The organism is Qipengyuania pelagi, assembly GCF_009827295.1.
GTDB classification, from domain to species: domain Bacteria; phylum Pseudomonadota; class Alphaproteobacteria; order Sphingomonadales; family Sphingomonadaceae; genus Qipengyuania; species Qipengyuania pelagi.
In genome coordinates, this window is record NZ_WTYD01000001.1 from 1,970,001 (window position 1) to 1,982,587 (window position 12,587).

A 12,587-nucleotide genomic window follows, 5' to 3' on the forward strand; every position below is an offset into this window, starting at 1 on the left:
AGTCTATATAAGGGTTCGGATGCGGGAGGGTTTGCGGGCCGTGTGCGCCATGCGCTCGCGTGGCGATATGGCAGCCAGATCATGGCGCAGATCATCACCTGGGGTTCCACCCTGATGGTGGTGCGCCTGCTCGAACCCAGCGATTACGGCCTTTTCGCGATGAGCCAGGTGGTGCTGGCCGCCCTCGCCTTCATGAACGGATGGGGTTTCGCGAACTCACTGGTGCAGGAAGCCGAGATCGATCGCAGAAAGATCGGACAGGTCTTCGCGCTTCTCCTTCTGCTCAACGGCACGCTGGCCGTCGTGCAATTCCTGATCGCTCCTCTGGCGGCCGACTATTATGGCGAGCCCATCATCGCCGACATGCTGCGCGTCCAGGCGGTCCTCTTCCTGACCACCCCCTTCATCGCCCTGCCGAGCGCGCTTCTCTCGCGCGAGATCGCTTTCCGTTCGCAAGGCGTCGCCAATATGGCGGGCGCCGTGACCGGGGCGGTCAGCGCGCTCACGCTCGCATGGTTCGACTTCGGCGTGTGGGCTTTGGTCTATGCACCCCTGCTCGCCTTTTCCGCGCGGGCGTTGGTGCTGACAGTGTCGTCGCGCCTGCTGGTCTGGCCGGTCTTCGATTTCCGCGGCGCGGGCGCGATGGTGAGCTATGGCGGCGCGATGACGGTGGTCCAGCTGCTGTGGATCATCCAGAGCCAGAGCGACATCTTCATCGCGGGCCGCGTGTTCGAGCCTTACGCACTGGGCCTCTATTCCGAAGCCCTGTTCCTGACTCTGATCGTCACCGGGCGATTCCTGCCTCCGCTGAACGAGGTTGCCTTTCCCGCCTATGCCGAGATGCACAAGCAGGGCCGCCCGCTTGGGCCCTATTTCATCCGCACGCTCCGCGCGGTCGCATTGATCACGGCGCCCATCTATATCGGGCTTGCCCTGACTGCGCCTGAAGCGATCGGAACGATTTTCGGCGACAAGTGGCTGCCGATGGCACCGATCGTGGCAGGCCTCTCTCTCGTCATGCCAGCCATGGCGCTCCAGATCGTGTGCGCACCCGCGACCAATGCGACAGGCCATGCACGGATCTCGGTCTATACCAGCCTCATCGGCGCGGTGCTGTTTCCCCTGTGCTTTCTCGTCGGGATCACCAACGGCCCCTTCGGCCTGGTCCATGCCTGGTGGATCGCCGCGCCGGTCCTGTTGATCGCGACGCTCGTCCTGACATTGCCGATCGTGCAGGTGGGCGCGGTGGAGTTCCTGCGCGCAATCCTTCCCGCAGCGGTCGGCTGCCTCGCCATGGCCTGCGCGGTCTTCGCGCTAAGGATGGTCCTGCCGGACTGGCCCGCTCCGCTCCGCCTGCTGGCGCTCGCGATAACCGGGGCGCTGACCTATGCGGCGGTGATGTGGTTCGGTTGGCGCGCTCTGGTGGATGAGAGCCTCAACCTGATCAGGCGGCGGCCCTTATCCGTGCCAGAGCCCGGCGATCGAATTCAAACCACAGCGGGTTGAGCCGCGGGCGCAGACGGTCGAGGTAAAGGTCGTAGACATCCGCCAGCCGCGTCGGGATCATCCGGGCGCCCTCGTTCTGCATGATGTCGCTCAAGATGCGATTCTGGAAATGGCGCAGGGCATAGGATTCCATGCGCTTCATCTGGCGCCGCAGCCCGGCGGGCGTGATAGGATTGGGCTCGCAGTAAAAGCCCGCCCCCAGGCATTGGACCACGGCGCCTTTGCGGAAATCGCGATCCGCGCCGAGATCGGTGTTGGCGAGCGCGTTGACGAGGCTGTCGTCTCCGACGAGATCGTCGGGCAGGCGCACCCCGCTGTCGCGCATCGCCCGCACGAAGGCGCCGCTCAGCGCGTAACAATCGCCGAAGAAGCCTTGGTTATTCAGCATCGAGCGCTGGTAGAACGCCATGCTCCGACCGTTCAAAGGCAAGGCGGCGGCGGCATTGGCCTCCGGGTGGCGCGCAAGACAATCGGCGAGCGCGCCGACCGATCCCGGCGCCAGCACGGCATCGCCATCGACGAAAACGAAAACATCGGCCTCAGGCGCCTCGTCGAGCACGAAACGGTTCCAGCTTCGCGCCTTGCCGGGTTCGGTATATTCGACGAGCCTGACGCCGCGCGGCTCGAACTCTCGGACGATATCGGCCGTGCGGTCGCTGCTGCCGTTGACGACCACCGTGGCAGACACTTCCGCATCGTCCAAGGGAAGGCTCGCCAGGCAGGCGCCGATGCGCAGCTCTTCGTTATGGGCCAGAATTGCGATGAGTTTGTCCATGTACCTCGAGTGAGCCTGCAATTGACGGTCTATCGATCTGACCGGGTTTGCTCCCCAGCGACCTGATCCGAGAGAAACCGACAGAGATTTTTTTGGTTTCCCATCTCTTTCAATTCTGGTTTGCTGTGCAGATTGCAGTGCGAAGAAGCTTATGAAGGCACTCTTGGCCCTATTCTGGAGATCATGATGAGGGGACTTCGAAACGCTTTTCTCGCGGTGGTACTGATTGGTTTGCCAGTAACGTCGTTCGCGAAGGTCTCGCAATCGACCACCATGGACCTCTCTGCCGACGCTCCGATCATAGAACTTGCAGCCGTCTCTGAGGAAGACGCCCTCCACAAATCATCGCTTGATCGCGATCATTTCGCCCGCTGGACACTTCCAGTCACTATCAATGGAGCCGGCCCATTCGACTTCATGGTAGATACCGGCGCTCAGACGACGGTAATCACTCATGGGGTGGCGGACAGGCTCGCGTTGGAGCCTAATGGGTCAGCCAATCTCATGGCTTTGGGCGGCAGCCGTTTGGTAGAAACGGTGGAGCTTAACGGCCTGGAATTCGCCGATCATGCGTTCGACAGTCTGACCGTACCATTGCTCGAACGTCTTCATGTCGGAGCCGATGGGATCATCGGTCTCGATGTGTTGGGAAATCTGCGGGTGCTGTTCGACTTCACCAACGACAGCCTCATGATCGCCCCTGCGCAGGAGCGGGCTAGTAATCTGGGTTACGAGATCGTCGTCCGTGGCCGACGCAAATCTGGTCGGATGATCGTCACCGATGCCGACATTGACGGTGTGAAGACAGCTTTGATCATCGATACAGGAGCCCAGACTTCCTACGGCAACGATGCATTGCGCAGAAAGCTCAGAGCTCGCCATATCGCGATGGCCAAAAGCACCGACGTCAACGGCATTGTCCTGAACAGCTCTTTCACGCTCGCCGGAACTCTCCGCATCGCGAGTGTCGCTGTTTCGCCGATCTCGGTGGGCTATTCGCAAAGCCCGGTATTCGCGCAACTTGACCTCGAAGACCGGCCTGCATTGCTTCTCGGGATGGAAGGGTTACGAGGTTTCGATCGCGTGGCCATCGACTTCAACACCGGAAAAATCCTTTTCGACCTTCCGCGCGAAGAATCTCTCATGCCCCTCCCCAGCTTCGAATTCGTGCCGTAGTCCACCGGCATATTCGCGGAGGCTAATGCGCTGAATTGGCCTATGGCTGGTTATTGTCGGCGTAGCTCATCCATGCGGCGCCTCGGCTTCTATTCGGCGAGATAGTGCCCGCATTGCCGGATCGCCTTCGGGTCCCCATCTTCGCACCGTGCCTCCCGAGAACCAGACCCAGACCAAACCGATCGACGCCGAGAGCTGGGCGATCCTCAAGCGGTTCCTCCCCTATCTCTGGCCGCGCGACAATCCGGGGTTGCGGCGCCGCATCGTGATCGCGCTGATGCTGGTGCTGCTGGCGAAGGCCGTGACGCTGGCGCTCCCCTTCGCCTACAAGAAGGCAGTAGACGCGATGGCGGGCGAGGTGGGCGAGGCCGCGATGCTCGCCATGGCGCTGGTGCTTGCCTACGGGCTGGGCCGGTTCGCGGGGACGGCCTTCGACAATCTTCGGAACATCGTGTTCGAACGGGTCGGCCAGGAAGCGACGCGGCATCTGGCCGAAGACGTGTTCCGCCGCCTCCACCGCCTGTCGCTGCGCTTCCACCTCTCGCGCCGCACGGGCGAGGTGACCAAGATCATCGAGCGCGGGACCAAGAGCATCGATTCCATGCTCTATTTCCTGCTCTTCAACATCGCGCCGACCATTATCGAACTCGTCGCCGTGGCAGTGATCTTCTATCTCAATTTCGGCTGGGGCCTGGTCGCCGCCACCGCCTTCACCGTGGTCGCCTATATCGTCGTGACCCAGCGGATCACCGAATGGCGCACGCATCTCAGGCGCGAGATGAACGATCTCGACGGGACCGCCCTGTCGCGCGCGGTCGATTCGCTGCTGAATTACGAGACGGTCAAATATTTCGGCGCCGAACACCGCGAGGAAGAGCGCTACGCCAACTCCGCTCGCGCCTATTCCGAGGCCGCGATCAAATCCGACGCCTCGCTCGGAATGCTCAATATCGCGCAGGCGCTCATCACCAATCTGCTGATGGCGGGCGCGATGGCCTATACGGTGTGGGGGTGGAGCCGGGGCCAGCTGACGGTGGGCGATCTCGTCTTCGTGAACACCTATCTGATGCAGCTCTTCCGCCCGCTCGACCTCCTCGGCTTCGTCTATCGCACGATCCGGCAGGGCATGGTCGACATGGCGCAGATGTTCACTCTGATGGATACCGAGGTCGAGGTGGCGGACAGGCCCGGTGCCCCGGCGCTGATCGTCCGCCGCCCGACCCTCGCCTTCGAGAATGTCCGCTTCGGATACGAGGCCGAGCGCACGATCCTGCATGATCTCAGTTTCGAGGTCCCGGCAGGGAGCCATACCGCGATCGTCGGTCCATCCGGCGCGGGCAAGAGCACGATCGCGCGGCTGCTGTTCCGCTTCTACGATCCCTGGAGCGGGCGCATCCTGATCGACGGGCAGGATATTTCGCAGGTCGAGCAGAAAAGCCTGCGCGCCGCGATAGGCATCGTCCCGCAGGACAGCGTGCTGTTCAACGACACGATCGGCTACAACATCGCCTATGGCCGCGAGGGCGCGGGCGAGGAAGAGATCGTGCGGGCAGCGCGCGACGCGGCGATCCTGCCGTTTATCGAGGCATTACCCGATGGGTTCGAGACCGAAGTGGGCGAGCGCGGCCTGAAATTATCGGGCGGCGAGAAGCAGCGGGTCGCCATCGCGCGCGCGCTCCTCAAGGACCCGCCGATCCTGCTGCTGGACGAGGCGACCAGCGCGCTCGATTCCAGGACCGAACAGGGCATTCTCGCCACGCTCGATCGCGTGTCGGAACACCGCACCACGCTCGCGATCGCGCACCGGCTCTCGACCATCGCCGATGCCGACGCGATCCTGGTGCTCGAACATGGCCGCCTCGCGGAACGCGGCACCCATGCCGAGCTGTTGTGCGCGGATGGGCTCTATGCCGAGATGTGGGCGCGGCAGGCAGTGGAGCGGGAGGAGGCCTAGGCCCCCTCCCTCCTCCGGAAAATCAGTCCAGCCCCAGATCCTTGCTCGACAGGTCGAGCGAGGACGCCGGGATCACCTCGACATCGGGCCGGATCGCGCGCAGATCGTCGAGGAATTCGGCCGCATTGCCGACCACGATGATGCTGGCCTTGTCCGCCGTCACGTAATCCGCCGCCGCCTTGGCCGCCGCTTCGGGAGACACGGCCTGCAGGCGATCGGCGTAGCGCGCCGCCTCGGCAGGCTCCAGCCCGTCGAGGATGAGGTTCGCGACGATGGCGTTGAACCCGCCCGAGGTTTCAAGGCTGCGCGCGTAATTCCCGCCGAGATAGAGGCGGCGGCGGTTCAGCAGATCGTCGGCGACCGCTTCGCTGCCCAGCCGGTCGAACTCGTCGAGGAACACCTGAACCACCTCGTCGGCGGTCGCGTTCTGCGTCTGGGAGGAGGCGACGAGGCGGTCGGTGATGAGCCCGCTTCCCGCCCCGTAGCTGATCGAGCGCTTGGTGCGCACCTCTTCGAACAACCGCCCGCTCGATCCGCCGCCGAGGATCGCATTGGCGATCTCGATCGCGTAATAATCGCCATCGGTGCGCGAGGGTGCGCGCAGGCCGGCATAGACCGCGGCCTGCCCCGCATCGGGCATGTCGATCACGACCGTGCGGACCGGTTCGCCCGCACCTGTCGGCTGGGCGATGTCGGCGGGCGGCGCGCTCGCCACCTGCCAGTCACCGAACAGCGCGTTCGTGAGCGCGACGGCCTGATCGGGCGCGATGCCGCCGCTGACGATGACCTTGGTGCGCGCGGGGTGCCAGTATGTCTCGCGATGCTGGATCAGATCCTCGCGCGTCAGCGAGGCAAGGCTAGCCTGCGTTCCGCCGGGCAGTGTCCCATAGGGCGCATCGCCGTAGAGGACGGGCCGTGCGACCATGCCGGCAAGCGCGCCGGGGTCCTTGAGGCTGACCGCCAATCCGTCGATGGCGCGCTTCCGCTCCCGCTCGAACGCATCCTCGGGATAAGTCGCGCCCTTGATGACTGCGGCGAGAATCCCGCCCGCCGCCGCCATATTGGCGACCGGCGCGGTCAGGCTGAAGAACGAGCCTTCCGATCCCGCCGTCGCGCCGAAGCTGGCGCCGAGCGATTCGAGCTTCTGCGCGATCTCCTGAGCGCTCATATCCGCCGTGCCCTGATCGGCGATGCTGGCGGCCATGTTGGCAAGGCCCGCCTTCATGCGCGGATCGCTGATCGAGCCGCCGGGCACCAGCACGGTCATGGTCGCGATCGGCACGTCGCCGGTCTGCGCCGCAACGACAGAGACGCCGTTCGCAAGGTCCTGTTCCACGATAGCGGCACGCTCGACACTGGGCACCATGCCCGGTCCGGGCGGCTCCTGCCGCTGGCCTTCGGGGAGGACCGCAAGCGGCTCGCCCGTTGCGGCGGGCAGGCTGCGGAAGGTCGGCATGGGCACCGGATTGGCATAGGCCGCCGGATTTTCCTCACCCGCGACATAGCGCATGTCGACGCGCGCCTGCGGGTCCATCCATTTGGCCGCCACGCGCTGGACATCGGCGGCGGTCACTCGCCCGATCGCTTCCAGCCGCGCATCGGCGGCGCGGGGATTGCCCGTCGATACCAGCGCCTCGCCCAGTTCGAAGGCGCGGCCCCGTGCGGTCTCGCGGCGGCGGAGCGAATCGGAGAACAGCTCGCTCTTGGCTTCGGCCAGCTCGGCGGCGGTCACCGGCTCGCTGCGGATGCGATCGAGTTCGGCTTTCAGCATAGCCTCGACAGCGTCGGCATCGGCCTGCGGATTGGTGATCGCGAAACTGGCGATGAAACCGCCCTCCTCGCTTTCCGAATAGAACAGCGAGGCATCGACCGCCTGCCCGCTGCGCACCAGCGCATCGTAAAGGCGGCTGTTTTGCCCTCGCGCCATGATGGCGGCCATCACGTCGAGCGCGGCGGCATCCGCCTCGCCCGCGCCCGGCCCCTTCCACAAGGTCCCCGCGACCGGCAGCGGCACGTTGGGCGCGGTGGCGACGAAGCTGCGCGGCGCGGTCCGCTCGGGCTCGCGCGCCGAGATCGTCAGGTCGACCGGATTGGCGCGGCGCGGGATGTCGGCGAAATACTCGTCCACGAGGGCACGCAGATTGGCCATCTCGAAATTCCCCGCCACGATCAGCGTCGCGGTGTCGGGTCCGTAATAGGCCTGGTGGAAGGCGCGCGCATCGTCGAGCGTGGCGCTGTCGAGATCCTCGATAGACCCGATCCCCGGCCGACGCTGGGGCAGCACGTCATAGGCATTCTCGGCGATGACGAAACGCTGGAACCGGCCATAGGGCGGTGCGAGGACGCGCTGGCGCAATTCCTCCTTCACCACGTCACGCTCGCGGTCGAACACCTCCTGATCGACCACCGGCTTGAACATGCGTTCGCGGTGGGTCCACAGCATGGTTTCGAGATAGGCCGCCGGGACCGTCTCGTAGTAATTCGTGCGGTCCGACCCGGTCGAGGCGTTGCGCGTGCCGCCGACATCGGCGGTCAGGCCGTAGATCTGGTTGTAGAACATGTTCTCGGTCTTGCGGCTGAGAATGTGTTCGAAAAGATGCGCGAAGCCGCTGCGGCCTTCCGGATCGTGCTTCGATCCGACCTCGTACCACAAAGATGTCGTGACCTGACCGGTGCTGTCGTCCGGGATCGCGATGACGCGCAGGCCATTGTCGAGCGTCCATTCGGTGAATTCGATCTGCGGCGCGCTGAGGCTGGCGGCGTCCTGTGCCAGAAGCGGAGCGGGCGCGGCGGTGGCGAGCGCGGTGGTCAGCGCGATGGCGGCAGCGCCGTTGGCGAGAATAGTGCGAAACATGATCGAGAAACCCCTTCCCCAGTGAATTCAACACGCTGACCCTAACGCCTCCCCCATGAAGGGCAACCGCACGCCCCAGGGCATCGGCGAGCGCGCGACCGGGATCGGCGAACGGCATGGGGTGCGAGAAACCGAGCCAATTGGCACGGGTTGTGTTGCAATGCAGCATGGGCCATAGGCGGGGCACTTCTTTCGCCGCGGTCCCTCGTCAGGAGGCCCTTGCGCGGCACAGACCCACGGACAGACCATGATCAACACCAGCGCAATCAAGCGCGACTGGCTCTCGAACATCCGCGCCGACATCCTTGCCGGAATCGTCGTGGCGCTCGCGCTCATTCCCGAAGCGATCGGATTTTCCATCATCGCGGGGGTCGATCCGCGCGTCGGGCTCTATGCCTCCGTCGCGATCGCGATGGTGATCGCGTTTACCGGCGGGCGGCCCGGCATGATCAGCGCCGCGACTGCTGCGGTGGCCGTGGTGGTGATCCCCTTGGTGCGCGAATACGGGGTCGAATATCTCTTCGCCGCGACCATCCTGATGGGCGTGTTCCAGGGCATCGCCGCTTTGTTGCGGCTCGACCTCCTGATGCAGTTCGTCAGTCGCAGCGTCATCACCGGCTTCGTCAACGCGCTGGCGATCCTGATCTTCATGGCGCAGCTGCCGCAGCTCCTCCCCGGCAATCCGGGTGTCGGCATGGAAACCTGGATCATGGTCGCCGCTGCGCTGGCGATCATCTATCTCTTCCCGCGCCTCACCACTGCCATTCCCAGCCCGCTCGTCGCGATCGTGGTGCTGACCGCGCTCGCGATCTGGCTGGGGACGCCGGTCAACACGGTGGCCGATATGGGCGAGCTGCCCGAAGGCCTGCCCTATTTCGTCCTGCCCGACGTGCCGCTGACCTGGGAAACCTTGCGCATCATCGCGCCCTATTCTCTCACGATGGCGGCGGTCGGCCTGTTGGAATCGCTGCTGACGGCGCAGATCGTCGACGACATGACGCACACCGGCTCGAACAAGCGCCGCGAAAGCGCAGGTCAGGGCGTCGCCAACATCGTCGCGGCCCTCTTCGGCGGGATGGGCGGCTGCGCGATGATCGGCCAGTCGGTCATCAACGTGACGAGCGGCGGGCGCGGACGCCTGTCCACCTTCGTCGCCGGCCTTGCGCTTCTTATCATGCTGTTCCTGCTCGGCGGCCTCGTCGGTCAGGTGCCGATGCCTGCCCTCGTCGCGATCATGATCATGGTCTCGATCGGTACGTTCAGCTGGAATTCGATCCCCAATCTCGCCAAGCATCCCTGGCAGTCGAGCACCGTCATGCTGGTGACGGTCGGCGTGGTGGTGGCAACGCACAACCTCGCTTTGGGCGTGGCGGCAGGCGTGCTGCTATCCGGCGCTTTCTTCACGCAGAAGGTGATGACGCTGTTCGAAGTCGTGCGCACCCGCACCAGCGGGCCGGAGGGCGACATCGCGACCTACACCGCCAAGGGCCAGATCTTCTACGCCAGCGTCGAACGGTTCGAAGCCGCGCTCGGCCCGGAAAGCACCCAGCCCGATCCGGCCGACCACGTCGTGATCGACGTGTCGAAAGCGCATTTCTGGGATATCAGCGCGGTCGGCGCGCTCGACAAGGTGGTCGAACGGATGCGGCGCAACGGGCGCAGCGTGCAGGTCATCGGCCTGAACCGGGCGAGCGCCGATCTGGTCGACAAATTCGCACTGACCGACAAGACCGGGGTGGAGATCGGGCTCGCGCCCCACCCGTAACGCGCTTCAGGCGGCGCGGTTTTTCAGCATCTGCTCGGCCTGATCGGTCGAGCGGCGTGCCGCGTTCGCCAATTCCTTGACCTCGCGCGCGACGACCGAGAAGCCCGAGCCGTGCTCGCCCGCGCGCGCCGCTTCGATGGTGGCGTTGAGCGCGAGCATCTGCGTCTGCGTGGCGATGCCGGAAATCGTCGTCACAATGCGCTGCACCTCGCCCAGCATCCGCTCCAGCTCGTCCTTCTGGCCACCCAGTTCGGCGCGCAGCGATTCGCTGTCGGCAAGCTGGGAATGAACCGAAGTCTCCAGCTCGACCTCGCGCGTGATGTCCGTCGCGAGTTTCACGATCCTGACCGGCTTGCCTTCGAGGTCCATAACCGGATTGTAGGTCGCCTGAATCCAGACGTCCTGGCCCTTGCGATCAACCCGGCAGTACCGACCCGATGCGTGCTCTCCCCGCCGCAACCGTTCCCAGAACTGGCGATAGTCGTCGCTTTGCGCGTGGCCCGTCTTGCACAGAACGCGATGGTGCTTCCCGAAGAGGTCCTCGCTCGCATAACCGAACAGGGCGAGGAAGACGGGATTCGCGTCGAGGATCTCGCCATCGAGGCCGAATTCGATGACCGCATGGGAATGGCGGACCGCATTCGAGAGGGCCTGGAAGCGCGATTGGCGCAGCACCTCCTCGGTCACGTCCGCAGCGACCTTGAGGACACCGACGACCTCGCCATCGGCCGAGCGGACCGGACTGTAATTGGCGCGCAGCCGAACGATCGAACCGTCCTTGGCGATGCGGCGATAAGTGCCCTGGTCCGGCTGGCCTGCGGCGAGACGCCGCCAGAAGGCGCGATATTTCTCAGACCCGGAAGGATCCTTGGTGCAGAACAGGCTGTGGTGCCGCCCGGCGATTTCTTCGAGCTGGTATCCCATCGCGTCGAGAAAGAGGCGATTGGCCCAGACGATCGTGCCGTCGAGCGCGAAGTGGGCGCACAGATTGCTCTGATTCACCGCATCCCACGCCGCCTCGACCTTCGTCGCGCGATCAAGATTGGCGTCCTCCATCAGGCCGCAATTAAAGAGGAATAGTTAAATCGAAGTAACGGTCAGGTCCGGGCGGTGCGTAACTTACGCGAACCCGCCCGGACCTGACCGGACTCGGTCGATCAGGCAGGCCGCCGCGCGAACAGGCCGAAGCTGGCGATGATCGCATAGCAGATCGCAGGCAGGATCAGCGCGAAGGCGAGGCTTCCCGAAAGATCCGCCAGCGCACCGAAGGCCAGCGGCACGACCGCGCCGCCGAAGATCGCCACGTTGATGATGCCCGACCCGTCCGCCGCGCGCGGCCCCAGTTTCTCGCAGGCGAGCGAGAAGATGGTCGGGAACATGATCGAATTCATCAGGCCCACCGCGAGCAGCGTGTACCCGGCGAGCGTGCCGCTCGTGCTGGCGCTGATCGCAATCAGCAGGATCGCTCCCGCGGCGTTGAAGGCCAGAATCTTGCCGGGCGAGAACACGCGCAGGATTGCCGAGCCGATGAACCGGCCCACCATCGCGCCGCCCCAATACAGGCCGATCATCCAGCCGATGACGCTTTCCGGCTGTCCGAGGACGCGCTCCAGCGCCAGATAATTGATGATGATCGATCCGATCGAGACTTCCGCCCCGACATAGAGGAAAATGCACAGCGCACCGAAACCGAACCGCTTGCGCTTCAGGAGGTCCAGTCCGGCAAGGCCCGAGGAGGCTTCGTGCTTTTCGCCCTGGAGGCGATTGCGGAACAGCCAGACCGCCAGGGCGACCAGACCGATGAGGGCGGCGACGCCGAGATAGCCCTGCCAGATCGCCTCGCTCTCCGCCTGGCGATAGGCCTGAAGTTCGGCGCCCGACAATTGATCGGCGCTGACGGTGGCGAGGCTGCCGAGAATGACGACCGACCCGACGAGCGGGAAGATCGTGGTGCCGAGCGAATTGAAGGCCTGCGCGAAGGTCAGGCGGCTATGCGCCGTGCGCGGCGAGCCGAGCAGCGAGATCAGCGGATTGGCGACCACCTGCACGATGACGACACCGCTCGCGAGGACGAACAGCGCCAGCAGGAACACCCAATAGGTCGCGGTCTGGCTGGCGGGGATGAACATGAGGCAGCCCAGCATCATGGTGACGAGGCCCGCCACCGCGCCGCGCATATAGCCGAGGCGCTTGACCAGTTTCGCGCCCGGAATGCCGATCAGGAGATAGGCGGTGAAGAAGCAGAACTGCACCAGCATCGCCTGGGTGTAGTTGAGCGTGAACAGCTCCTTCAGCTTGGGAATGATGACATCGTTGAGCGAGGTGATCCCGCCGAAGATGAAGAACAGACCGAAGACGAAATATTGCAGGCCCGGCGCCTCTACCGGCGGCGTGTCGGGATCGATCTTATGGGGGTCGGTGCTCGACGCTATGTCGGGTGCAAGGGCCATCGCATTTGTCCTCTTCTGATAGCCGCAGGTTCTACGCCTGCGTAACCGGTTTCATTGTTGATATTGCGGCCTTGCCGACAAGTCTATCGCAATCGCGCGGTGACAGG

Annotated in this window: 8 protein-coding genes; 4 read left to right on the forward strand and 4 right to left on the reverse strand. The window is 64.5% G+C overall.

Translation table 11 applies throughout. The features are described from left to right. The first annotated feature begins 42 nt into the window (after positions 1-42). The gene (locus GRI47_RS09675) at positions 43-1,506 is read left to right on the forward strand and encodes a lipopolysaccharide biosynthesis protein (RefSeq protein ID WP_337190673.1); all 1,464 of its coding nucleotides are present in this window, start codon (positions 43-45) and stop codon (positions 1,504-1,506) included. Here the strand turns inward: GRI47_RS09675 and GRI47_RS09680 are convergent. After that, positions 1,445-2,281: a glycosyltransferase family A protein gene (locus tag GRI47_RS09680; RefSeq protein WP_160661031.1), complete on the reverse strand. Its 837-nt coding sequence runs from the start codon at positions 2,279-2,281 to the stop codon at positions 1,445-1,447. The genes GRI47_RS09675 and GRI47_RS09680 overlap by 62 nt on opposite strands. A gap of 132 nt (positions 2,282-2,413) precedes the next feature. Here GRI47_RS09680 and GRI47_RS09685 point away from each other — a divergent pair, with 132 nt between their 5' ends. Continuing rightward, positions 2,414-3,457 (forward strand): aspartyl protease family protein, encoded by a 1,044-nt coding sequence (locus GRI47_RS09685; RefSeq protein ID WP_160661032.1) that lies wholly within the window; start codon positions 2,414-2,416, stop codon positions 3,455-3,457. 148 nt (positions 3,458-3,605) lie between these two features. Further along, the gene (locus tag GRI47_RS09690; RefSeq protein WP_160661033.1) at positions 3,606-5,411 is read left to right on the forward strand and encodes an ABC transporter transmembrane domain-containing protein; all 1,806 of its coding nucleotides are present in this window, start codon (positions 3,606-3,608) and stop codon (positions 5,409-5,411) included. Between the two features lie 22 nt (positions 5,412-5,433). On the opposite strand, the gene GRI47_RS09695 is transcribed toward GRI47_RS09690, so the two are convergent. Next, positions 5,434-8,265, reverse strand: a complete 2,832-nt coding sequence (locus GRI47_RS09695; RefSeq protein ID WP_160661034.1) for a M16 family metallopeptidase — start codon at positions 8,263-8,265, stop codon at positions 5,434-5,436. A gap of 247 nt (positions 8,266-8,512) precedes the next feature. On the opposite strand from GRI47_RS09695, the gene GRI47_RS09700 reads away from it, so the two are divergent. Further along, a complete protein-coding gene (locus GRI47_RS09700; RefSeq protein ID WP_160661035.1) occupies positions 8,513-10,030 on the forward strand; it encodes a SulP family inorganic anion transporter in 1,518 nt (505 codons plus the stop codon). A gap of 6 nt (positions 10,031-10,036) precedes the next feature. Here GRI47_RS09700 and GRI47_RS15265 read toward each other — a convergent pair whose 3' ends face one another. Together GRI47_RS15265 and GRI47_RS09710 are read right to left on the reverse strand one after the other, a co-directional pair. After that, complete coding sequence (locus GRI47_RS15265) at positions 10,037-11,086, reverse strand: PAS domain S-box protein (RefSeq protein ID WP_160661036.1); 1,050 nt, start codon at positions 11,084-11,086, stop codon at positions 10,037-10,039. Positions 11,087-11,187: 101 nt separating this feature from the next. Then, complete coding sequence (locus tag GRI47_RS09710) at positions 11,188-12,480, reverse strand: sugar MFS transporter (protein ID WP_160661037.1); 1,293 nt, start codon at positions 12,478-12,480, stop codon at positions 11,188-11,190. Positions 12,481-12,587: the final 107 nt, after the last annotated feature.